This is a genomic window from Clostridium sp. HGF2, from assembly GCF_964240115.1.
Classification (GTDB): domain Bacteria; phylum Bacillota_I; class Bacilli_A; order Erysipelotrichales; family Erysipelotrichaceae; genus Clostridium_AQ; species Clostridium_AQ innocuum.
Window position 1 is genome coordinate 449,067 of the sequence record NZ_CAXSSO010000001.1, and the last position, 20,969, is coordinate 470,035.

The 20,969-nt window shown below is 42.9% G+C and carries 30 protein-coding genes; all 30 read left to right on the forward strand.

Features of this window, described 5'->3' with window-relative positions:
* Positions 1-21 precede the first annotated feature (21 nt).
* Positions 22-1,284 (forward strand): PcfJ domain-containing protein, encoded by a 1,263-nt coding sequence (locus ACESPQ_RS02035; protein ID WP_373143833.1) that lies wholly within the window; start codon positions 22-24, stop codon positions 1,282-1,284.
* A complete protein-coding gene (locus ACESPQ_RS02040; protein WP_373143834.1) occupies positions 1,251-1,454 on the forward strand; it encodes a hypothetical protein in 204 nt (67 codons plus the stop codon). The genes ACESPQ_RS02035 and ACESPQ_RS02040 overlap by 34 nt, the downstream gene beginning before the upstream one ends.
* A gap of 6 nt (positions 1,455-1,460) precedes the next feature.
* Positions 1,461-1,757 (forward strand): hypothetical protein, encoded by a 297-nt coding sequence (locus ACESPQ_RS02045; RefSeq protein ID WP_373143835.1) that lies wholly within the window; start codon positions 1,461-1,463, stop codon positions 1,755-1,757.
* Positions 1,754-2,173: a hypothetical protein gene (locus tag ACESPQ_RS02050; RefSeq protein WP_257317690.1), complete on the forward strand. Its 420-nt coding sequence runs from the start codon at positions 1,754-1,756 to the stop codon at positions 2,171-2,173. Before ACESPQ_RS02045 ends, ACESPQ_RS02050 begins: the two co-directional genes overlap by 4 nt.
* Positions 2,174-2,176: 3 nt before the next feature.
* Positions 2,177-2,641 (forward strand): single-stranded DNA-binding protein, encoded by a 465-nt coding sequence (locus ACESPQ_RS02055; protein WP_373143836.1) that lies wholly within the window; start codon positions 2,177-2,179, stop codon positions 2,639-2,641.
* 12 nt (positions 2,642-2,653) lie between these two features.
* Entirely contained in the window at positions 2,654-2,989 is a 336-nt protein-coding gene (locus tag ACESPQ_RS02060; protein ID WP_257377799.1) for a hypothetical protein, read from the forward strand.
* Positions 2,982-3,353: a DUF551 domain-containing protein gene (locus ACESPQ_RS02065; protein ID WP_257272055.1), complete on the forward strand. Its 372-nt coding sequence runs from the start codon at positions 2,982-2,984 to the stop codon at positions 3,351-3,353. Before ACESPQ_RS02060 ends, ACESPQ_RS02065 begins: the two co-directional genes overlap by 8 nt.
* Complete coding sequence (locus ACESPQ_RS02070; protein ID WP_373143837.1) at positions 3,350-3,472, forward strand: hypothetical protein; 123 nt, start codon at positions 3,350-3,352, stop codon at positions 3,470-3,472. The genes ACESPQ_RS02065 and ACESPQ_RS02070 overlap by 4 nt, the downstream gene beginning before the upstream one ends.
* A 70-nt stretch (positions 3,473-3,542) precedes the next feature.
* A complete protein-coding gene (locus ACESPQ_RS02075) occupies positions 3,543-3,731 on the forward strand; it encodes a hypothetical protein (RefSeq protein WP_118003176.1) in 189 nt (62 codons plus the stop codon).
* Positions 3,728-4,183 (forward strand): hypothetical protein, encoded by a 456-nt coding sequence (locus ACESPQ_RS02080; protein WP_118003177.1) that lies wholly within the window; start codon positions 3,728-3,730, stop codon positions 4,181-4,183. Before ACESPQ_RS02075 ends, ACESPQ_RS02080 begins: the two co-directional genes overlap by 4 nt.
* Before the next feature lie 501 nt (positions 4,184-4,684).
* Positions 4,685-5,569 carry a hypothetical protein gene (locus ACESPQ_RS02085; protein WP_008728328.1) on the forward strand — a complete coding sequence of 295 codons (885 nt, stop codon included), beginning with the start codon at positions 4,685-4,687 and terminating at the stop codon, positions 5,567-5,569.
* Positions 5,570-5,612: 43 nt separating this feature from the next.
* Positions 5,613-6,059, forward strand: coding sequence for an XF1762 family protein (locus ACESPQ_RS02090; RefSeq protein ID WP_008728329.1), 447 nt, complete (start codon positions 5,613-5,615; stop codon positions 6,057-6,059).
* A 4-nt stretch (positions 6,060-6,063) separates the two neighbouring features.
* On the forward strand, positions 6,064-6,351 hold the full coding sequence (locus ACESPQ_RS02095; protein WP_008728330.1) for a hypothetical protein: 288 nt from the start codon (positions 6,064-6,066) through the stop codon (positions 6,349-6,351).
* A gap of 20 nt (positions 6,352-6,371) precedes the next feature.
* Entirely contained in the window at positions 6,372-7,241 is an 870-nt protein-coding gene (locus tag ACESPQ_RS02100; protein WP_373143838.1) for a terminase small subunit, read from the forward strand.
* Positions 7,204-8,559 carry a phage terminase large subunit gene (locus ACESPQ_RS02105; RefSeq protein ID WP_373143839.1) on the forward strand — a complete coding sequence of 452 codons (1,356 nt, stop codon included), beginning with the start codon at positions 7,204-7,206 and terminating at the stop codon, positions 8,557-8,559. The genes ACESPQ_RS02100 and ACESPQ_RS02105 overlap by 38 nt, the downstream gene beginning before the upstream one ends.
* 2 nt (positions 8,560-8,561) lie before the next feature.
* Positions 8,562-10,079 (forward strand): capsid protein, encoded by a 1,518-nt coding sequence (locus ACESPQ_RS02110; protein WP_373143840.1) that lies wholly within the window; start codon positions 8,562-8,564, stop codon positions 10,077-10,079.
* Positions 10,079-11,851, forward strand: a complete 1,773-nt coding sequence (locus tag ACESPQ_RS02115) for a phage minor capsid protein (RefSeq protein WP_373143841.1) — start codon at positions 10,079-10,081, stop codon at positions 11,849-11,851. The genes ACESPQ_RS02110 and ACESPQ_RS02115 overlap by 1 nt, the downstream gene beginning before the upstream one ends.
* A gap of 1 nt (position 11,852) precedes the next feature.
* Positions 11,853-12,047, forward strand: a complete 195-nt coding sequence (locus ACESPQ_RS02120; RefSeq protein ID WP_373143843.1) for a hypothetical protein — start codon at positions 11,853-11,855, stop codon at positions 12,045-12,047.
* A 41-nt stretch (positions 12,048-12,088) separates the two neighbouring features.
* On the forward strand, positions 12,089-12,385 hold the full coding sequence (locus tag ACESPQ_RS02125) for a DUF4406 domain-containing protein (RefSeq protein ID WP_373143844.1): 297 nt from the start codon (positions 12,089-12,091) through the stop codon (positions 12,383-12,385).
* 243 nt (positions 12,386-12,628) lie between these two features.
* A complete protein-coding gene (locus ACESPQ_RS02130) occupies positions 12,629-13,234 on the forward strand; it encodes a hypothetical protein (RefSeq protein ID WP_373143845.1) in 606 nt (201 codons plus the stop codon).
* Positions 13,235-13,262: 28 nt separating this feature from the next.
* The gene (locus tag ACESPQ_RS02135) at positions 13,263-14,228 is read left to right on the forward strand and encodes a major capsid protein (RefSeq protein WP_373143847.1); all 966 of its coding nucleotides are present in this window, start codon (positions 13,263-13,265) and stop codon (positions 14,226-14,228) included.
* A gap of 1 nt (position 14,229) precedes the next feature.
* Positions 14,230-14,520, forward strand: a complete 291-nt coding sequence (locus tag ACESPQ_RS02140) for a hypothetical protein (protein ID WP_270620732.1) — start codon at positions 14,230-14,232, stop codon at positions 14,518-14,520.
* Positions 14,521-14,529: 9 nt separating this feature from the next.
* Positions 14,530-14,889, forward strand: a complete 360-nt coding sequence (locus ACESPQ_RS02145) for a hypothetical protein (protein WP_373143848.1) — start codon at positions 14,530-14,532, stop codon at positions 14,887-14,889.
* On the forward strand, positions 14,874-15,221 hold the full coding sequence (locus ACESPQ_RS02150; RefSeq protein ID WP_373143849.1) for a hypothetical protein: 348 nt from the start codon (positions 14,874-14,876) through the stop codon (positions 15,219-15,221). Before ACESPQ_RS02145 ends, ACESPQ_RS02150 begins: the two co-directional genes overlap by 16 nt.
* Positions 15,218-15,610 (forward strand): hypothetical protein, encoded by a 393-nt coding sequence (locus ACESPQ_RS02155; protein ID WP_373143850.1) that lies wholly within the window; start codon positions 15,218-15,220, stop codon positions 15,608-15,610. Before ACESPQ_RS02150 ends, ACESPQ_RS02155 begins: the two co-directional genes overlap by 4 nt.
* Positions 15,607-16,005, forward strand: a complete 399-nt coding sequence (locus ACESPQ_RS02160; RefSeq protein ID WP_373143851.1) for a phage tail terminator protein — start codon at positions 15,607-15,609, stop codon at positions 16,003-16,005. Before ACESPQ_RS02155 ends, ACESPQ_RS02160 begins: the two co-directional genes overlap by 4 nt.
* Before the next feature lie 3 nt (positions 16,006-16,008).
* Positions 16,009-16,470: a phage tail tube protein gene (locus ACESPQ_RS02165; protein WP_373143852.1), complete on the forward strand. Its 462-nt coding sequence runs from the start codon at positions 16,009-16,011 to the stop codon at positions 16,468-16,470.
* A gap of 12 nt (positions 16,471-16,482) precedes the next feature.
* Positions 16,483-16,836, forward strand: a complete 354-nt coding sequence (locus tag ACESPQ_RS02170; protein ID WP_373143853.1) for a hypothetical protein — start codon at positions 16,483-16,485, stop codon at positions 16,834-16,836.
* A gap of 17 nt (positions 16,837-16,853) precedes the next feature.
* Positions 16,854-17,174: a Gp15 family bacteriophage protein gene (locus tag ACESPQ_RS02175; protein ID WP_373143945.1), complete on the forward strand. Its 321-nt coding sequence runs from the start codon at positions 16,854-16,856 to the stop codon at positions 17,172-17,174.
* A gap of 155 nt (positions 17,175-17,329) precedes the next feature.
* Positions 17,330-20,965, forward strand: coding sequence for a hypothetical protein (locus ACESPQ_RS02180; RefSeq protein ID WP_373143854.1), 3,636 nt, complete (start codon positions 17,330-17,332; stop codon positions 20,963-20,965).
* Positions 20,966-20,969: the final 4 nt, after the last annotated feature.

Sequence of the window (20,969 nt, forward strand, 5' to 3'; positions counted from 1 at the left end):
ACCTATTGTGGAGAATCACATATGCTCATACAAAGGCCGAAACTGCATCAAAAATGCACATGTCCTCATTGCGGAAATACCTATGAGTATCATAGAGCAAAGTATTCGCATACCTGCAAGAGTTTACCGATATACTACACAGTCCTTCAAAAGGTAGATGGCAACATATTCTCCAGATATTTTGAAGGACAAAAGTACATCCCAAAGGGACAGAAAGCGTATAGGTTTGTGGCAAGTGAAACAAAGCGAAAGCTGTTAGGCAGCGATGTTACTTTGCGATATTCGCAATACACATCAGATCCAGATGGATTCGTTGTGGAAACGAATTATATTACACGATATGGCTATTTCGGAGGGTACTCTTGCTTCAAAGAAGAGCTATCGTGGGTGTACGCAGGTGGTATAAAAGAAATGTTCAAGGATACGGAATACAGATATTCTGCTATAGAGTGCATCGCCGGCAGTGATGTGGAATTTCGCCCATTTGAGTATATACGTGATAGTCTTACCGAGCCCACAAAAGAAAGACTTGCAAAAATGGGGTTATTGAGACTGGCAGCGCAGTATCAAGGTAGTACAGCAGAAAACAGAATACTGGAAAAATTGAGGTCGGACCAAAAACTATTCTTACTTGCGAAAGAAACGCAAATGGGATTTAGCGGATTTGAAACGGTAAAAGTATGCGAATGTGAAACAGCAGAGGAAGTGCTTTGTGCTTTGGAAAATAGATGGATCAACTACTATGCTGACGTACGTAAATATATCAGCAGGGCAAAAGCGTATGAGTATCTAAAGGATAAGGATATAGGCATCTATGCAGATTATCTTCGATGTTGCGATGAGATCGGCGGAAACATAAAGGATAAGCGGGTCCTGTTTCCGAAGGATTTAAGGCAAGCGCACGATGAAGTGATGGCAAAGCGCACAGAGATAAGAAACAAAAAGCTGAATGAAGATATCAAAAAGAGAGCTGAGAGTTTAAAAGCACTTGCCTACAAGGACAACAGATATATCATCAGACCTGCGGAAAGTAACGTTGAATTGATAGAGGAATCTAAAAAGCTGATGCATTGTGTCAGAAATTATGCTTCTGATGTAGCAAGAGGAAAGACTGCGATTTTTCTTGTAAGAAGCAACAAAAATCCCGAGGAACCATTTGTAACTGTCGAGTTGAAGAGAAACAAGGTCATACAGGCAAGAGCGAAGAAGAATGGACAGCCTTCAAAAAGCGTAGGAGATTTTATACGCAAGTGGGAAGCGCAGTTTCATTTGAGTGGATGGTAATTTTAAATAAGAGGCAGCAGTCAGTAATAGCAGGTCATGCCATAGTAAAAATTGAGGATATACTCAAAAAGTGCGGTCTGGAAAATGTAATTGTTACTGTTAATGATAAAGAGTACGTAGCACTGGATGAATTAAAGAAGGCAATAAGAGCATTGCATGAAGGAGAGTGAATATAAATGCCAGAAGAAAAACTGCTGATTGAGCATCGCAGCGAAGTAATACGCGAAGTAATGGATAAATATATCGGAAGTATTGAAGCTGTAGGAGAAACCAATACAGATGGTAGACGTTTTAGTAATTTAAAGGTTTTAGAGGATGTTTTATATCATATCGTTGTGGACATTGGAGAAGAAGCTCTTAATATAAAACGTTATGAATGGAGCATGAAACACAGCGGAGAATACGCTGTTTCCGTTTTAAAAGAAATCCGGGCAACTATCGACGATATGCTGGAGGAGAGTGAAGAAGAATGACAATCAAGAATTACACTACGACTAAAACAGCTGCACAAACGGCAGGAGATATACAGGCTATTCTTGCAAAGCATGGAGCAAGGCAAATTATGTTTGATTATTCGGACGATGGTCACATTTCCTGTGTCTGTTTTACGATTGTAACATCACAGGGGATACAGGGCGTTAAATTACCAGGAAACACAGATAAGATGCTGGAGGTACTTCGCCGACAAAAAATCAAAGCCGATTATCAAAAAGCAGAAAATGTGGCATGGCGAAATATAAAAGATTGGTTAGACGCACAACTTGCAATTTTGGAAACAGAAATGGTTACAATAGATCAAATCATGCTGCCTTACTTTGTAAATAAAAACGGGGATACAGCATATGAGCTGTACCAGAACAAACAACTTCTGTTAGGGACTGGAGGCTGAAATATGATCAACAGAGTGGTATTAGCTGGCAGGCTTGTAAAAGACCCAGTACTGCGTAAGACTGCAAACGGTGCATCGGTTGTTTCTTTTACTGTAGCATGTACCCGCCGCTTCAAGCAGGAAGGACAGCCGGATGCTGATTTTATCAACACAGTTGCATGGAACAAAACAGCAGACATTGTACATCAGTATACACACAAAGGCTCACTGGTCGGCGTGGAAGGAAGAATCCAGACACGCAGCTACGATGATCAGAGCGGTAAACGTGTGTATGTAACAGAGATTGTCGCAGACAGCGTACAGTTTCTGGAAAGTAAAAGTGCTGCTGCAAGTAATGCGAACAGTGCATATGTACCAGATGCAAACAATCAGGGCTATCAGAGTGACAACAGCAGCTCCCAGTCCTGCTCTAATGACTTTACAAGCAACAGTACACTGGATATCGCAAGTGATGATCTACCATTTTAGGAGGGATATGAAATGACTAAAGATGAATATTTATATGCGTTAGCAAGTGTGAAAATGGATGGAGATTATTGTGACGAAAAGCAATATTCTGTACTTCAGAAGTTAATCGAAGAACATTTTGACAACCCACCTCTAAAATTTGAAGATTTGCATGAAGGTATGTGGGTTTGGGATGATAAAACAAAGTCATATATCTACATATTTAAACCATTAGAATGGGAACCGGTAAGAGGCATTAGGTATGCAAGTCATATCATAACAAACAGCGTAGAAGGTTACTATATGGACTTTGAAGAAAACCGTTTCTATCGCAGGGAAGTACCACAAGAAGGGCAAGAAAATGAGTAATGGAATAAACAAAGAAATAGTATTACATTGTTTAAAATCAGCAAGTGATTTTCACGATGAAATCTGTGAAGAGTGTCCAATGTATTCTAAGTGTGATCATACATGGAAAAGCAAAGTGTATGAGCGAGCGCTTGAGCTAATTGAAAACCAATGGATACCGGTAAAAGAAAGGGTACCACTCTTTGCAGGATGTGCAGTGTTAGCAATATTGGAAAATGCATATGGACAGCGAAAAGTAGAAAAGATATTCACGGGATACGGATATGGCAAGCGATGGTATTGCAATAATAAATGCATAGACATGGAAAAATGGAAAGTAATAGCATGGATGCCATTACCGGAGGCATATGGAGGTGGACAATGAAAAAATACAATAGCATAGACGGCCATATCCATACAAACAGCCGGTTGTGGTACTTTATCCTGATGGCAATAAAAAATTGGAGAAACGCAGAAAAGGAGCTGAAAAGGAAATATGGTTGATCTATCACTATGTATCCTGCTATATCTATCATTTATGTTTATCTACATTTTGGATGAAAGGGGTGATGGAATGAAGTTTAAAGATATCGGAAAAGACGATTATTTTGAAATTGTCGGACTTGAAGGCTATTACAGGGTTGATCACAACAAGAGAGAGGCTAAAGCGTATCGCAAACTAAGCACCGGCAGAATGATGTATGACGGAACGGTAAGAGGATTGTATGACAATCTGGAAGCGGGCAGGTGGAAAATCAAATGATATGGGAAGAGGAAGCATTTGAATTTGATAAAGAGAAACATATGAAAAAATACATAAAGGGAGAGCTCATGAGTTACTACCTTTTAAAATCAAGGTGGTATGAATTACTTGATAAAAAATATTTCCTATACCATAAGTCGCCTGGCGGCAGCATTGTACGAGCTCCAGAAGGGCAGTGCAGCAAAGATGGTATCCAACATCAAGCAGCCATGAACGAAAGTGCCATCGCTATGGAGCAGGAGCCATTGTATCAACGTATGGAAAAAATCAGAAATTGGATGGATTGCTTAACTGAATCGCAATGCAAAGTGATTTCGGTATATGTGATGAAGTATCAATGTGACAACTTACGTGAAGCGGCGCGTGAAACCGGATTCTCAATAGATACAGTGAACAAATATACAAAGCGAGCCATCAACCGTATATACACAAGAAATAGCAATATTTTGTAAAAGTGTACCGTCTTAGGATAGGCTTGACATGATATAATGATAGCGTGGAAGTACGGGGGATGAGGTGTGATTCTCTTCCTTGTGCTTCACTTTCCCCTTACGGTTTACTTACGCGGCATCTTAGGATGCCTGCCGTAATCTACAGGTGATCCCCCCTTTTTTCCCATATATCGCCTGTAGATTACGGGAGCAATTTTATTGCTTTGCAGATACCGTTACAACCAAACAAAGCAAAAAGCCTGCAATGCAAATGTACGCAGTGTATTGCTAAACAACCTTTCCTAAAGGCGATTGTCCGTACAAATAATCGCCAGTGACATATGCGTGGGTAGGATTGGCTTAACGGCGGTATGTCACAAATCTATGAGAAATAGCGGTAAGGAATCCTAAGCGGACTTACCAGCGTAAAGCGTCTGAAAAGGGCGCTTTTAATTTAGTTTTGTTACATAGATAATGTAATAATATAGTTTATAATTCAAAAGTGAAAGGATGTGTGATAAAATGTACTTAAGAAAAAGCAAATTTAAAGGGGATTTTATCATGATATCTGAAAAACTTGTTATGCGGTTTGGTGGGGAGAATGATATTGATTTAGAAACATTGTCTGTATCGTTAAACGCCACAGTTGATACATTGAAGAATTTATCTAACAATCTCATAAGCGAGAATGATTTTTGCAAGTTTAAAGTTTTGAATATACAAAAAGGGAGCTTTGTAATAGACATTGAACAAATAATGGAAATTGCTCCAACAATTATGCCTATGGTGCCGACTGTCATAAAAGCGTTTAAAGAAGTGTTAGAGATAAGAAAGTTTCTAAAAGGCAATCCTCCTAAAGAAATCGTCAAGAGTGATGATGTAACTAAAATAGAAAATAAATACGGCGATATTTATTATGCTAATACAATGACCGTAAATATTTACAATAACGATATTGAAAAAGGAATGGCTACTACAGCAAAAACAGTTTTAAACGATAATGATAGAACGGGCCTTTCTTATGAATTTGTTGATGAAAAAGGAAAGAAAGATTGTTTGGATTTAAATAGAGAAAATCTATCTTATTTATCAATACCTCAAGATGTTGATAAATTTAATAAAGGGATAGAGGAAAATGAAGTTATAACATGGGTTAAAGTGAATAAACCAGATTTAAACGGTAAGTCGCAATGGGGGCTGACTCTAAATGGCAAGAGGATATCTTGTATCATTAGTGATCAGGAGTTCCTTGATAAGGTACATGATGACGAAATCCCCTTTTTGAGTAATACAAAATTATATGTGAAAATGGTAGTGAGATATAAAATCAGAAGCTTTGAAAGTGGTGAATCTTCTGAGATAATCAGTAGAAATATTATCAAGGTATTTGAAATACAGAATGATTAGCACCCAATGAGGTGCTTTTCTTTTACCCAGAAAGGATGATAACATGCAGGCTATACCTATCACGCAAAAAAAAGCAAACGAGTATGTAGCGCAGCTGCACAGGCATCACCCTCCAGTACGGGGAGATATATTTAGAGTTGCATGTGTTTTAGATGGCCGCATATGTGGTGTGGCGCAGGCTGCAAGACCTGTATCCAGACACCTAGACGACGGTAAGACAATAGAGGTGGTAAGATGCTGCACTGACGGGACATATAACGTCTGCAGCTTTTTATATACTCGATTGGCCAGAATCGCAAAGGAAATGGGATACGAGCGGATAATCACTTATATTCTGGAAAGTGAATCAGGATCAAGCCTTAAAGCATCGGGATGGCACAAGGAGGCTGATGTAAAGGGTCACAGTTGGTCATGTAAAAGCCGGCCAAGAAACACACAAGCACCTACGTGCAATAAACAGCGATGGTGCAAGGAGCTGAGAAAGGGATGATAACGTGATATACATAAATAAAAAAACCGGAGAGAAAGTCAGAGCAGAACAATTTTCACAGCAAAACATCATTGCCAGATACGCCAGTGTCAAATTAGAGAGCAAAGAGGGCGCTATCATTAACATGGAGGCAGGAGATTGGATTGTACAATGCGGCTCTAAGGTTTTTGTCGTACGTAAAGAGACATTTAATAAGCTGTATGTACGTGCTGCACCACGGCAGAGGTTAAAGTACGCAGATGCTGATACAGTAATTGACTGGACAGGAGCTGTACTTATGCCAGCAACGTAAGAAAGAAAGGAGGTTAATCTATGCCAAGACAAAGAAGTCCCAGCAGAGACGAAGCTAAGCGGATGTATCTTGATAGCAAAGGTAAGATGCTGCTAAAGGATATTGCTAAAGCTGTAGGTAAGCAAGATACACAGATTCGCAGGTGGAAATCATTAGATCACTGGGACGAGGAATTGAAAGGTAACGTTACTATTCGGAATGATAACGTTACTAAACGAAATAATGGCATAGAGAAGCCGCCTAAAACAGAGCTATTACCAGAAGAAATAGAGACGCTGAACAATGAGGAGCTGACCGAGAAACAGCGCCTTTTTTGTTTGTATTATGTAAAGTATCGTAACAAGGTCAAAGCATATCAAAAGGCATTCGATTGTAGTTATGTTAACGCCTGCGGGCATGCGGCAACATTGTTTAAAAAGGTTGCAATTCAACAGGCTATCACAGAATTACTTAATGAGATGCGTAACGAAATAAAACTGGAAGCAAAGGACATTATCTTAAAGAAGATGCAGATAGCATTTGCAGACATCACGGACTACGTGTCGTTTGGTGTCAAAACCAATGATGCAGGAATCGAATATAGTTATGTAGAATTTAAGGAAAGCAGCGAAGTAGATGGCACCATCATACATGAGGTAAAGCGTGGCAAAGATGGCGTGTCTATAAAGTTGTATGATTCTGACAAAGCTCTGGATTGGCTGTATGATCATCTTGTTATAACTGAGGAGCAGAGAGCACGCATAAATATACTTAAGTCCAAAGTACCAGACACCAATGCAACAAACTTCAATGAGCAGATTCACTCCATTGCAGACTTGATTAACAACCCTGTGCCAGAAAGGAGCCTAAACAGTGATACCGTATGCACCTCTGACGATAAAGCAGAGTGAGTACGTAAAGCGTTGCATGACGTGCTGGCTCAATGTTGCAGAGGGTGGAAAACGAGCTGGGAAGAACATCCTTAACACGATGGCATACGGTGCTGTTCTGGAGGACCATCCTGACAGGTTGCATTTGGTTGCAGGCGTTACACTAGCAACCGCAAAAATGAATGTCATTGACAGTAACGGCTTTGGCTTGAAGCACATATTTAAGGGACGGTGCCGTGAAGGAAAGTATGAAGAGCGGGATGCATTATACGTTCAGACGCGTACTGGGGAAAAGATAGTCATATGTGCAGGCGGTGGTAAGGTAAATGATGCGGCACGTATCAAAGGCAATTCATACGGCACTGTATATATAACTGAGGTCAATGAGTGTCACCAGTCATTCGTGCAAGAGGTATTTGACCGTACACTGGCCAGCACAAAGCGCCAGTTGTTTTTTGATCTTAACCCTATGTCACCTAGTCATTGGTTCTATAGCGATATCTTAGACTATCAGGATGAGCTAAAGGTACGAGGCGAAAACACAGGGTATAACTATGAGCATTTCACGATTGCGGACAATATGAGCCTCTCTGATGCAAAGCTGCGCGAGGTATTATCAACTTATGATAAAACATCACTCTGGTATCAGGCGGACATACTCGGTAGGCGCACCGCTGCATCTGGACGCATTTATGAGAGATACAGTTACAAGGATGTTGTGGTAACGCCTGATTATATCAGTGATAAGGAGTTCAGGGACAAGGGTAAACGCTTTGTACAGTTTTCTATTGGTGTGGATATCGGCGGTACAGATGCTACGGTTGCAACCATCACAGGCTTTACAGAGGGGTATAGGGAGGCAATAAAGCTTGATGGTTATTATCACAAGCAAGGTAAAAATACATCAGGCTACACACATGACAAGTATGCAAAAGAGATTGTAGATAAGATAGTAGAGTGGGAAAGGACATATCACTTTTATGTACCTTTCTTTTTTAATTCATGCGATATCTTCTGCGAGAGTGCTGATAAGCTATTCCGGCAGGCGCTGAGCAACGAGCTACAGCGTAGAGGGATATACATTACTGTAAACCCCTCGTATAAAAAGGACGGCATCGTTGCCCGTATACGCCTAGAGTCTATCTTGATGAATCAAGGACGGTTAAAAATCATGAGTCATTTAAAACCTTGGATTGAGGCATACGAGAATGCCGTATGGGATGCAGACGAAAAAGCTAAGGGTGAGTGGGTACGTGTTGATGATGGGAGTTATCCGGTCGATTGTCTGGATAGTGGAGAGTATGGAATGCAGCCATACGCAAGATACCTGGAGGTGTAGAAATGGGGCGATTAAAAAATATGTTGCAAAAAGCAGCGATTCGATTGCTGGACATAAAACCAGCAAATCCTAAAACAATAACGATTTACGAACGAGACACATACGAAACAGAAACGCTGCGTAACCGGCTGTGGTATCGCGGTGATCCCAACGAATTAGAGCAATACTTTAAAAGAGTGGCCAAAGAGTGGAAGGGCTCAGCAAAAACAAAATTCTGGGCTGCTGAACCGTCAAAGGGTAGTGCCATACGTAAGATGCATACCGGATTGCCTAAAATGATTACAAATAAGCTGTCTGATATTGTTGTTGCAGATATGGACAAGATAGAGCTTAAAGAGCAGGAATTGTGGGACAGCATATCAAAGGATAACAAATTCCCGCAGCAGGTGGGCTCGTGTATCTCCGAAACTCTCGTGGATGGTGATGGTGCTTTTAAGATATCTGTGGATACCAACTTATCAAAGTATCCAATCGTCGAGTTTTACGGCGGTGAAAGAGTCAGCTATGTGTATAAGCGTGGCCGCCTGCAGGAAATTGTATATCACACATCGTATACGCAGGACATGGCAGAGTATTGTCTGCACGAGCATTATGGACGTGGATTTATTGATTATAAGCTCTACAATGCTCGCGGTGATGAAGTTGAATTAAATAAGGTGGAGGAATGCGCATCTTTACAGCCTCATAATACTTTTGCTGGAGATTACATCATGGGCGTGCCTGTGATGTTTTTTAAATCCATAAAGTATAAAGGGCGAGGCGAAAGTGTGTTTACGTCTAAAAACGATGATTTCGACGCATTAGACGAGGTTGTGTCACAATGGATAGATGCCATACGCAAAGGCCGTGTATATAGATACATTCCCAAGCATATGCTCCCGAGAAACACTGACACAGGAGAGATATTATCTCCTAACGTATTTGACAACGACTATATTGAGGCAGGAACAAGCCTTGCAGAGGATGCAAAAGAGGTTGTAACGCTATCTCAGGCAGATATCAATTACGCAGCTTATGTGGAGTCCTACGCAAGTTTTATGGACATGTGTTTGCAGGGCATTATCAGCCCCGGAACACTAGGCATTGACCTAAAAAAGACGGATAATTCCGAGAGTCAACGCGAAAAGGAAAAAGCTACGATCACCTCATGTAATAAAATTGTCGATGTGCTTACAGAGATTATCCCGGAAGTGGTTTCCGTCTGTATGATGACTTACGATAACATGTGCGAAAAATCTATAGGCGAGTACGAGGCATCGGTTAAATTCGGTGAATATGGAACACCTACCTTTGACAAGGTTGTCGAAACTGTAGTGGCTGCTAAGACTGGTGGTGTAATGAGTACAAAGCAGGCTCTGAAACAAATGTATGGAGATACATGGACAGATAAAGAAATCGAGGAAGAATTGCAGCTTATTGAAAAAGACAACAGTGCTTCATTTCCGGAGCCAGGCATAAATGAGTTTGATGATCTAGGCGGGGATGCCCCGAAGCCAGACGATTATCCGCGGGATGAATAATGGCAAAGAAAGAAAAGGATCCATATGCTCTGAGAGACATATTTGCGGAAATGGAGCTGGAGCTGATGGCCTCTTTACGTCGAAACTTTATCAATCACAAGATGGAGGAGCAGACGAAAGGATTTAGCTGGGAAATGTGGCAAAAAACCAAGTTGCGTAATCTACGAGAATACCGCAAGGAGACAACCAGCGTCATATACCGATTCCGTAAGCGTATCAGCGCTGCAATCGAGCAGGTCCTGCGCAATCACTTTAGCGTAGGAGTGCGTAAAGCTGATATCAAACTGCCACAGGATGGAGTCAACACCGGGCTTCCCGGCGAAGAACCGCCACAAGAAACACAGTTTTTTGGCATGAACAAGAAGAAGCTCGATGCACTGATCAAGTCAACAAAAAATGACTTCGAGGACGTGCAACAAGCTGTATACCGCAAGATGGATGACGTGTACAGGCAGACAATCTTTAAGACTGAGTTTCAGCTCTCCAGTGGAGCAATTTCGCTCGGCAAGGCAATCGACAAGGCCACAGAGGATTTTCTTGCAAAGGGCATAGATTGCATAGTTTACAGCAACGGCCGTCATGTCAACATCGCGGACTACGCAGAAATGGCTTTGCGCACAGCAAGCCACAGAGCAACTCTGCTCGGTGAGGGTAGTAAGCGCGACGAGCTCGGTGTGCATCTGGTCTTTGTATCAGCTCACGCAAACGCTTGTAAGCTTTGTTTGCCTTGGCAGGGGCAAATACTTATTGATGATGTTTTTAGCCATCCTAGCAAGGAGTATATAGCGAGATACAAGGATAAGTATAAGCTGCTGTCTGATGCTATTAAGGCAGGGCTCCTACATCCAAACTGCCGGCATACGCTTACGACTTACTTTGAGGGTGTGACAAGACTGCCAAAACCGCAAGACCCAAAAATAGCCTTAGAAAATTACAACAATGAACAGAAGCAGCGTAAGTTGGAACGCGAAATCCGCAAGCGTAAGAGAATCCTTGCTGGAACTGTGGAGGATGGAGACCGGAAAGAGGCGAGGGCTAATCTAAGGCAAGCCCAGAAAAATCTCAGAGACTTTTTGGAAGAGCATCCTGAGTTTAAACGCAGCCAGAGGAAAGAAAAGGTGCACAGTCCTACGCACAAGGTCGTCTCAGAGCTAGATAATTTTCAGAGCTCAGCGTTGCAAGGCGTTGATAAACGTACTATACTGGAAGTGGATAGAGCACTTACACAGATATACAAGGAGTACCCTAATCTCAAAGGCATTATAAGCGATGTACACACGATGGATAAAGGCACTGCAGCTGCAGAAATTAGCATTTCCAATGACGGCATTAAGGTCAGTCTCGGAATCAATAAAGGCCTTACCGTCGAAAAGGCAGAACTACTCACTGAACGAAGCTACAAACGGCACAGATGGACAAAGAAAAGCGGCATCGCGGGTATCATACGCCATGAAATGGGGCATGTCCTAAATTACGATTATTATGTGCGCAAGCACGGACTGCTGTACGACAAGGCGTATAGTGATGAGTCCTTGCAAAAGCTCATTGACGATTTATCCGAAAATAGGATAGCTAAAGAGATAAGGCAAGAAGTCTTTGAGCGGCTGAAAGTAGAGGATACACCGGAAAACGTTGAAAGTTATTTTTCCGCATATGCAAACGTTGCAGGAATGCTGCCAGCTGCAGAGTTTTTCGCTGAGGGCTTCTCTGATGAATCTGATTCCAAGGCTAAAGAGATATTCTTTGAAGTGCTAAAAGAGAGGGTGAAGTGATATGTTGACATCGCCGCCAGAAGAAATACAGGACCTAGTGAGCTATGTGTATGATGAGGACGGCTTGATTATCGGAGAGCAGATATCGAAGGATGCTACTGCTGAGCAAAAAGCCCTCTTTGAGCGCTATATGCAGGAATGCCGTGATTTAAGAAAACAAGCGTTTAAGATTAACATAGGTAACGAGCACTCATAAACTGGGTGCTTTTTTAGTGGCAATCCCACAAGGAGAATGAAATGAAGAAACTATTTATATCACAGCCTATGAAAGGCAAAACAGATAAAGATATTTTAAAAGAAAGAGAGTTAGCGATAAAACTAGCGAAACAACATTTAGGAGAAGAAGTTGAAGTTATTGATTCGTTTTTTCAAAATGCGCCTGCTAGTGCGAAACCTTTGTGGTTTTTAGGAAAATCGTTAGAGTTGTTATCTACTGCCGATGTTGTTTATTTTGCTAACGGGTGGCAAGATGCACGAGGATGTAGAATTGAGCATGAATGCGCAAAAGAATACGGTATCAACCATATTGAATAAGTGTCACCATGCCTATGTGAGAGTAAGTCATTGTTATTACGATAAAAGATTAAGCTGCAGGGTCGTTAAATATCACGATACCTGCATTTTTTGTGGCCGCAAGTCGGCAGAAAGGACCAGCTACGTGAATGACCCGCCAAAAAGAAAACTGCCCTATTTTGGGGCACACCTGAAATAATAATGCTCCAACGTAAAAGAGGGTAAAGAACGGATAGTCAGACAGACTTTAAACGGAGGTTTTTTATGAGACAAAGATTAAGATTTCCGCTGGACATACAGTATTTTGGTGATGATCCAGCACCAACTCCCACGCCTGCATCAGTGCCGGCCACTCAGCCCAATGCAGGATATACACAGGAGCAATTAGACGCCATTGCAGATGCGCGCGCAACAAGAGCGTCCGATGCAGCTCTTAAAGATTTTTTCAAACAGCAGGGGTTATCAAAAGAGGAGATTACAGCGGCACTAGATAAATATAAGTCCGATAAAGCCGCTAATACTCCAGACCTTAATGCAATACAAGCCCAGATGCAACAGGCGCAGCAGGAGGCGGCAGCAGCACGCCTTGAAAAGCAGGCAACGCTAAAGGCGTTAGAACTTGGTATTGATATCAAACAGATACCTTTTGTATTGAAGCTTGCGGATATTCAACTGCCAGAAAATGGCGAAGTGAAAGACGAGGATATCGCAACGGCTATCAATACGGTATTGGAAGCTGTACCGGCTTTTAAACCACAGGAACCGCAGCCAAAGCCAGGTATTGTGCTTGGTGCTAATGGCAGTCCAGAACCAAAACCTAAAGGCAACGTGTCCATGTATGATGCGATTGCAGCCAAACTTGGCAAATAGTTGGCAAATAGAAAGAGAGTGAAATTATATGCCAGTAACATTATTAGAAGCAAAGAAGAACGTTCAGGATGACTTACAGCTGGGCGTTATCGACGAATATCGTAAGTCAAACTGGTTATGGGACCACCTGACATTTGATGATGTCGTTTCCCCAACGGGTGGAGGGGCAACTATGACATATGCCTATACCAGACTAAAAACACAGCCTACGGCAGAATTTCGTAACGTAAACGAGGAATACTCCAGCCACGAAGTAGAAAAAGAACGTTTCAACGCCGACCTGAAAATCTTTGGTGGCGCGTTTGAGATTGACCGTATTATTGCAAATATGGGCGGCATCGTGTCGGAGGTAGACCTGCAGATGAAACAGAAAATCAAAGCTGCATCTGCACTGTTTAACGATACTGTAATCAATGGGGACAGTGCTGTCGAAGTAAAGGCGTTTGACGGCTTAGAAAAGGCTGTTACAGGGTCAAGTACTGAGTACACACCACTGGAGATCATAGACCTGTCAACAAGCGAAATGGTGGATAAAAATTATAAATTATTCCTTGACCTGTTAGACGAGTTCCTTATGGGGCTTGATGGAACACCATCATTTATTGCAGGTAATATCAAACTGATTGCCAAACTTAGAGCCTGTGCACGTCGTTCCAGCATGTACCAGACCGCGATGAATGAGTTTGGCCAGCAGGTGGAGTCTTACGGGAACATTCCTTTCATCGACTTGGGTGCCAAGGCTGGAACAAACGAAAACGTATCAAAAATCATTACGACTGGCGACGATACAGGGTGTACATCTTTGTATGCTGCGCGGTTAGGATTGGATGGCTTCCATGCATGCTCTATGGCAGGCGTAGCTCCAGTACAGACATGGCTGCCTGACTTTACAACTGCAGGAGCTGTAAAAAAAGGCGAGGTCGAAATGGTATCAGCCGTTGTCCTGAAAGCCACTAAAGCAGCAGGTATAATGAGAAAGATTAAGGTGCAGTAACATGAAAATAATTGCACCTAACAAGAATTACACCGGTATCTCTGCCGGTGTAGCCTTTGCTAAAGGCATAGCAGAATGTAAAGACCCGCGTGTCATTGAATGGTTTGAAAACCACGGATATACCGTCACTGATACTCTGCCAGAGGACGGCAATGACAATGCTATAAAAAACGAGCTCTCTGCCCTGCAGGCTGAACATGATGAGGTCCTTGCAGAAAATGTATCTCTTAAGGCAGAAATCGAGAGCTTGAGAGCAAAGCTTGCAGAAGCAAAGAAACCTCCAAAAAAGTAGGTGATCAAAATGTATGCAACACCTGAATACTACACCGCTGATTACGGCGGTATACTCATAACACAAGACGAGCTCCCCAAAGCCCTAAAAGATGCGGAGTACAGCATTGACCACCTTTGCTTTGGCCGTATCAAGGGCAAAGGGTTTGATAACCTATCACCCTATCAGCAAGAGCTCATACGCCGTGCTGTCTGCCTGCAGGCTGATTATATTAAGCTGTATGGTCCGTATATCAATAGCCCGTTAAAAGGCTATAGTGCAGGCAGCACAAAAGTCGAGATGGCCAACGTGACCTATGGCGGAATCAGCACAACGCAGGAGATAATCAATCTCTTAGAGGACACAGGACTCAGATGCCTGGTGTTGTAATCGCGAGCCCCTTCCCGTTTCCTGATCACGAAGCTACAACAAGCGTTGCGGTATATCAGGATCAGGACACGGAGGACCAGGGGCCTATATCAACCGTGTTATATGATGGTCCTGCCATCTACGACGAAAAGGCAAAGACTGTATACAACAAGGATAGCAAGCAGATATCCCTCAGTGGCATGCTTATCATACACGGTGATGTACAGGCTCTGGATGGTAAGATAGCTTTCCAGGGCTTTGTACAAATCGGCAAAGAAAAGAAGCAGATATACGCTGTGCGAAAGCCAAAGCTGCTAGGTGTTATCTACAGCACGGAGGTTGATTTGTTATGAGAGTTAAAAGCGTAAAAGTTAAAATCAATCGGGAGGCGATGGCACAGCTTGACAAAGCAAAAAAGCGAGCCCTCGTGCTCACGGCACATGCGATGCTGTCAGATATTGTATCTCGGGGTGTAGCACCAAAAGACATTGGAGAGCTAGAACGTAGCGGTTTTGTGGATGATGGGCATATTGATACAGAGCTAGTATCAAGTATTGTATTTGACACACCATATGCGCGCCGATGGTACTTTAACTTAGATGACGCTACGTTTCAGCGTACTAAAAACCCGAACGCACAGGATCACTGGATGGACTTCTATCTGGATGGAGAGGGATTACAGTGGGTACAAAAAACATTTGCTGAGTTTTTAAAGCAAGAAAGTGGAGGTCTTATCAAATGATGACTTTAAAAGACGTCAAAGACTGGCTCAAAACACAGGTCTCAGCGGATGTCTGGAAGATAGGTACTTATGATGCCTCTAGGGATAAAACGGTCTGTGTGCGTAACCTAACAAGCAATCGTAGCAAGCTGGCCATAGGCGGCTTGCAGAACACCAGCATGGCCGTGAAAGGTGTATCCGTAGTGTTGCACTGGAATAAAAACCCGGATGAAACTGAGCGTGTAGCACAAAGCATACATGCTCTTTTTTACGGGAAGCAACCGGTTATTGGTGATTATCGGGCTATAAAATGTGATATGAGAAGCGACGAACCCATAAGTGTTGGAACTGACACAAACGGGATATACGAATATGTAATTGAAACATGGCTCACATATGATGAGCGGAAGGAGTAATTTATGGCAAAAGTAAAAAGTGGAGTCTTTCCGGTATTTGATCTCGATTTTAAAGTTGGTACAAAAGGCAAAGATTCGACAGAACAAGATATGGTAACAATTAAGGATATGGAATCCTTTTCACTATCGGTCGAAGGAAACACCTCTAAATGGAATCCTATGGATATGAAAGGATGGGGACGTGCTTTGATGACTGGAAAGGCCATGACAGTATCTCTAAAGGGAAAGCGTAATGTAGGTGACCCAGGCAACGATTATGTGGCGTCTGTGGCCTTTAAGGACGGGCTAGACTGTTCAACCAAGGCGGCTGTAGAGTTTCCTGACGGTAGCAAATTAACATTCGATTGTGTTCTTGATATCAAGTCATTCTTGGGCGGCGAATCGCAGGATGTTGCACCACTTGAATTTGATATGATTGTTGATGGTAAACCTGTATTTACAGAGGCACCTACGCCATCAGTGTAAGGGAGGTCAGTTATGGCAAGAGAATACAACATCATTGAACGTTTAAAACGTCGTAATGAGAAACCAACTGTGGTATTAGATGCTGACCACAAGTACCCAATTAACACGAAAAAGACGAATGTCTTGTGCATGATGGCTTATATCCGGAAAACAGAAAAAAGAGGGAAGGAAGAATCAGATCCAGTAAAAGACATGGAAATGATGGACCATATCATAAAGATGGGGCTCGGCGAAGAAGCATCTGCTTACATCGCTGAGCAAGATTACACCTTTGCAGTTGTCCAAGATATTATTGAGGTTATCATGGCGGCGATTGGAGACGAAGAAACAGGCTTCGAAAAAGAGGAAAAAACAGAAAAAAAGTAACTGACCATTGGTATGACATATTTGAGGACTGGGATTTAATCGAGGCATCGTTTGCTATGCAATACCCGTCTAAAGATTTGTTTGCTTTCGGAGATGCTGACATGGAGTGGCGCGAGTTTGTCACCCTATTATCAGGCATTATGCCAGAGACGCCATTGGGTCAAATAATCAAAATACGTGCTGAGGACGATGATGATATCTTACAGCACTTTACGGATGAACAGCATCGTATCCGTAATGAATGGCGTAATCGCCAGTTACAGGAAACAATCAAACAGTCAAATAAAAACGAGGTTATGAAGCAAATGAAGGCTATGTTTAAGTCTATGGCAACATAGCCTTTTTATTTTTTTTTGGAAAGGTAGGTGATGATATGGGAGCAACGAGTGCAGGGTCTATACAGATGGATCTGGAGATAAAATCAGACCTAGACAAGGATATACAGGCAGAGTCGAGTAAGATAGCCGACAGGATACGTAAGCAGGTAGACGCTATGAGCGGTGATATGTTTAAAAACCTGCGGCAATCTCTTGTGGCCAGTTTAGACAAAATGAATGAATCAGTCAAGGCAACGCTCGACCGCACTAAACTTGAAATGCAGGCCTTTATTGAGCAGATGGCGGGCATGGTCAAACAAATGTCTGGCGCACAGATGCCCTATCAGCAGGCTCAAAGCGATACGGAGCCAAGCACAACAGCCTCACAAGGCCCCAGTGTGAGGGGACCTCCGGGAATCAGTATCTGCAAACCTAAAATAAAGTTTGACCCTCAATTTGACACAGATATGTTTAAGCAAAAATATGCCGAGCTCGAAAACATGATGGACATGTATGACAATCAGATACTCGCTAAACAAGCACAGCGGAAAACGCTGCTGGAATCCTATAAGCCTAACATGGGAGCACAAGCAGAGGGAGCCTTGGATAAGCAAGTAATGAGTCTTGATATGCAGATCGCTAAGCTACAAGACGCTGCAGCACGGACAAACATCACTCTTAGCGCTATGGATAGACAAATGGAGGTGACCTCTGGGTCCACTGGTCAAGCATCAGCCTCCATCAGTAAGCTGTCCAGCAGTATGGGTGGACTAAAGGGCAAGATTGCGTCTGCTGCACTAAACAGTATGCAAAAAGGACTACAATCAGTCGGGAGCGCTGCCAGAGGAGCAGGTAATGCTATTATGCAATTTACAAAACGTTTATCCTCATCAGCATTGCATAAGTTTAGTAACGGCATGAAGTCAGCAGGACAGCATGCGACGTCTTTTGCGAGCCGGTTACTTGGTATAGGGGCAGCAGGTAAAAAGGCATCCAGTGGATTGGGACGCGCTCATATGGGCGTAGGTCAGCTAATAAAGTCATTCACGATTTTCTCGCTGATTTTTCCTTTAGTCAGTCGAGGCATCATGGCTCTTGCGCAAAATATCGGCGCTACCCTTATGACAAACACTGCGTTTGCAAACAGCCTAAACCAGATACGCTCAAATCTGGCCACTGCATTTACACCTATTTTTCAGGCGATTATGCCAGCTCTAAACGCGCTTATGTCTGCATTGGCTACGGTGACCGGTTACATAGCGGCTTTTATGTCTGCGCTATTCGGCAAGTCAATGGCGTCTACAAAGCAGGCTACATCCGGTATCTATGCGGCAAAGGATGCAATGGGTGCGTATGGCTCATCTGCTGATAAAGCAGCTAAAGCGTCGGAAAAAGCTCGTAGGTCACTTATGGGATTCGACGAGATCGAAAAACTGGATGATAAAGACGATTCTTCCGGTTCTGGAGGCGGCGGTGGCGGCGGCAGCGATATGCCAATCTACACACCGACTGATGTCGATGACGGACCAATCAAAAAATGGGTCAAGCAGCTCAAAGACCTTTGGGCTAAGGGCGACTATGCCGGTATCGGAAAGCTCATCGGACAGCAGGTAAATAAGGCTGTAGCATCGTTTACAAAATGGATATCATGGGATAACTTAGGAAAGTCTATCACTGAGTTTTGCGATGGGTTTTGCGAGCTCTTTAACAGTTTGATAGATACCATCAACTGGGAAAATATCGGGCGAATGTTTGGCACTGGAATCAATACTATTGTCAATACTCTGTACCTACTGTTTACCGGTATCGACTGGGAGCGGATAGGCAAAGCATTAGCTCAGGGACTTAACGGTCTTGTATACAGCGTTGACTGGGATAAGCTAGGTCATACGTTTGGTTCATTTATGCAAGCGCATATCGACGCACTATATGGATTCGTGACAACCGCGGACTGGCCTGCTATCGGTAAAGCTCTGGCTGACGGTGTTATGGGGATTGTGTATAGCGTAGATTTCCCTAAATTTCAAGCAGCTCTCGGCAGAGGTCTAAGTGGAGCAATAAGCTCAGTGCATACCTTTGTTAAAAACATTAACTGGCATAAACTGGGAGATACGATTGCCAAGAGTATAAACGCCTTTTTTAATAATATAAATTGGGCTGACTTTGGCATGACACTGAGCGATGCAGCACAGGGCATCTTTGACACATTGCTTACAGCGTTAAGAGGTATAGACTGGGGGCAAATCGGTACCAACATTGCAACCTTTATCAAAAATATTGATTGGTGGGGTGTTGCAGGCTCTTTATTGCAGACGATCATTGCAGCTGTGCATGGCATAGGGTCCGGTATCCTGAGCTTAGCTGCGGACCTCGGTAAGTGGCTGTGGGACGGCTTTTGCAATGGAGTGAGGGATTTCTTTTCTGATCCTATAGGGTTCCTGCGTAGTGTAATAGTTGACCCTATCATAAACGGTATAAAAGAGCTGTTTGGTATTCATTCGCCAAGTACCGTGTTTTCGGAGATAGGCGGCTACCTCATTGAGGGCTTAAAAAATGGTATCACAAAGACCATAAAAGGGCTTGTTACCGCAATACCTAAACTGTTTTCTGGTTTTGTTAAAGCAATAGGCAACGTCTGGGACGATGTCAAAAAGAAAGCTGGCAAGGCGTGGGATGGTATCACCAAGACTATCGGCGATACGTGGACAGACCTTAAAGAGGGTGCAAGTGACGTATTCGGCAAAATTGGAGATAAAATATCCAGTGTTTGGAATGGCTCTGACAAGGACACAAAAAGTGCTTGGGGGAGTATAAAGGGCGTAGTGGCAAATTCTATTGATACAGTGCGTAATGATGTAAGTGTCAACTCAGAGAAAGCCGGGAAAGCGATTGAAAAGAATTTTAACAATGCGCGCGACTCTCTAATCGGTGCAAACCGTGGCATGAGCAATGATACCAAAAATGCATGGGGACCTCTGGTCACCTTTATGTCTGACAAGTGCGGATCAATTAAAAATGATATTTCACGTACTTTTAAGGATTCGAAAAATACTGTAGACTCAAGCAGCAAAAGCATGAAGTCATCCGTAACAAGTAATCTGAGTGCAACAAGCAAGTGGATTAGCGGTACGATGTACAGTGACATGTACAACAAGGCCAAGGGTATGATGAATAACTTTAAGAATGGCTCTGGATCAGTTAATGTTAAGTCTACCGTACAGAGTTGCGTAAATAAAGCTACATCATGGCTTAGTGGACTTGGTGGCAGCTCTTACACTTGGGGCGGACACATGATTTCAGGGTTTGCAAACGGTATCCAAGATTATGCCTACAAAGTAACCAATGAGGTAAAAAAAGCTGCAAACATCGTGGCATCATGGTTGCACTTTACACGTCCGGACATCGGACCATTACGAGAATATGAGCAATGGATGCCGCACATGATGGAGGGGCTCGGTAAGACCTTGGCAGCAAGTACACCGAGGTTTATCGGGCAAGTCAAGAGCTTATCTCAATCCATGTCAGGGGCCATGCAGGCGGCGCTACAGGAGCCGACAATAGCCTTTGCAGGTGAAAGGTCCCTGAACGTGCAGCATGAATGGAAAGAGTCTCAGAGTGATAAGGATGAGGTGTCTATGGCCGATGTCGTGCAGGCAATCAAAGACCTGCGTGAGAAGTTTGATGAGGTCACACAGGCCGTGCAGGATAAAGACACTACGGCATATATCTCACCAAAGGTTTTATTTGAGAGTGTAACAGATGAGCATAACAAGGACGCTCGCAAAAATGGCAAGAGCCGTTTTAATTTATAGGAGG

What these genes read in the sequence shown, in the direction of transcription:
- ACESPQ_RS02035 (WP_373143833.1), top strand. Translation starts at nt 22, where the DNA reads ATGCTCATACAAAGGCCGAAACTGCATCAAAAATGCACATGTCCTCAT.
- ACESPQ_RS02045 (WP_373143835.1), top strand. Translation starts at nt 1,461, where the DNA reads ATGCCAGAAGAAAAACTGCTGATTGAGCATCGCAGCGAAGTAATACGC.
- ACESPQ_RS02050 (WP_257317690.1), top strand. Translation starts at nt 1,754, where the DNA reads ATGACAATCAAGAATTACACTACGACTAAAACAGCTGCACAAACGGCA.
- ACESPQ_RS02055 (WP_373143836.1), top strand. Translation starts at nt 2,177, where the DNA reads ATGATCAACAGAGTGGTATTAGCTGGCAGGCTTGTAAAAGACCCAGTA.
- ACESPQ_RS02060 (WP_257377799.1), top strand. Translation starts at nt 2,654, where the DNA reads ATGACTAAAGATGAATATTTATATGCGTTAGCAAGTGTGAAAATGGAT.
- ACESPQ_RS02065 (WP_257272055.1), top strand. Translation starts at nt 2,982, where the DNA reads ATGAGTAATGGAATAAACAAAGAAATAGTATTACATTGTTTAAAATCA.
- ACESPQ_RS02070 (WP_373143837.1), top strand. Translation starts at nt 3,350, where the DNA reads ATGAAAAAATACAATAGCATAGACGGCCATATCCATACAAACAGCCGG.
- ACESPQ_RS02075 (WP_118003176.1), top strand. Translation starts at nt 3,543, where the DNA reads ATGAAGTTTAAAGATATCGGAAAAGACGATTATTTTGAAATTGTCGGA.
- ACESPQ_RS02080 (WP_118003177.1), top strand. Translation starts at nt 3,728, where the DNA reads ATGATATGGGAAGAGGAAGCATTTGAATTTGATAAAGAGAAACATATG.
- ACESPQ_RS02085 (WP_008728328.1), top strand. Translation starts at nt 4,685, where the DNA reads ATGTACTTAAGAAAAAGCAAATTTAAAGGGGATTTTATCATGATATCT.
- ACESPQ_RS02090 (WP_008728329.1), top strand. Translation starts at nt 5,613, where the DNA reads ATGCAGGCTATACCTATCACGCAAAAAAAAGCAAACGAGTATGTAGCG.
- ACESPQ_RS02100 (WP_373143838.1), top strand. Translation starts at nt 6,372, where the DNA reads ATGCCAAGACAAAGAAGTCCCAGCAGAGACGAAGCTAAGCGGATGTAT.
- ACESPQ_RS02110 (WP_373143840.1), top strand. Translation starts at nt 8,562, where the DNA reads ATGGGGCGATTAAAAAATATGTTGCAAAAAGCAGCGATTCGATTGCTG.
- ACESPQ_RS02115 (WP_373143841.1), top strand. Translation starts at nt 10,079, where the DNA reads ATGGCAAAGAAAGAAAAGGATCCATATGCTCTGAGAGACATATTTGCG.
- ACESPQ_RS02120 (WP_373143843.1), top strand. Translation starts at nt 11,853, where the DNA reads ATGTTGACATCGCCGCCAGAAGAAATACAGGACCTAGTGAGCTATGTG.
- ACESPQ_RS02125 (WP_373143844.1), top strand. Translation starts at nt 12,089, where the DNA reads ATGAAGAAACTATTTATATCACAGCCTATGAAAGGCAAAACAGATAAA.
- ACESPQ_RS02130 (WP_373143845.1), top strand. Translation starts at nt 12,629, where the DNA reads ATGAGACAAAGATTAAGATTTCCGCTGGACATACAGTATTTTGGTGAT.
- ACESPQ_RS02135 (WP_373143847.1), top strand. Translation starts at nt 13,263, where the DNA reads ATGCCAGTAACATTATTAGAAGCAAAGAAGAACGTTCAGGATGACTTA.
- ACESPQ_RS02140 (WP_270620732.1), top strand. Translation starts at nt 14,230, where the DNA reads ATGAAAATAATTGCACCTAACAAGAATTACACCGGTATCTCTGCCGGT.
- ACESPQ_RS02145 (WP_373143848.1), top strand. Translation starts at nt 14,530, where the DNA reads ATGTATGCAACACCTGAATACTACACCGCTGATTACGGCGGTATACTC.
- ACESPQ_RS02150 (WP_373143849.1), top strand. Translation starts at nt 14,874, where the DNA reads ATGCCTGGTGTTGTAATCGCGAGCCCCTTCCCGTTTCCTGATCACGAA.
- ACESPQ_RS02155 (WP_373143850.1), top strand. Translation starts at nt 15,218, where the DNA reads ATGAGAGTTAAAAGCGTAAAAGTTAAAATCAATCGGGAGGCGATGGCA.
- ACESPQ_RS02160 (WP_373143851.1), top strand. Translation starts at nt 15,607, where the DNA reads ATGATGACTTTAAAAGACGTCAAAGACTGGCTCAAAACACAGGTCTCA.
- ACESPQ_RS02165 (WP_373143852.1), top strand. Translation starts at nt 16,009, where the DNA reads ATGGCAAAAGTAAAAAGTGGAGTCTTTCCGGTATTTGATCTCGATTTT.
- ACESPQ_RS02170 (WP_373143853.1), top strand. Translation starts at nt 16,483, where the DNA reads ATGGCAAGAGAATACAACATCATTGAACGTTTAAAACGTCGTAATGAG.
- ACESPQ_RS02180 (WP_373143854.1), top strand. Translation starts at nt 17,330, where the DNA reads ATGAGCGGTGATATGTTTAAAAACCTGCGGCAATCTCTTGTGGCCAGT.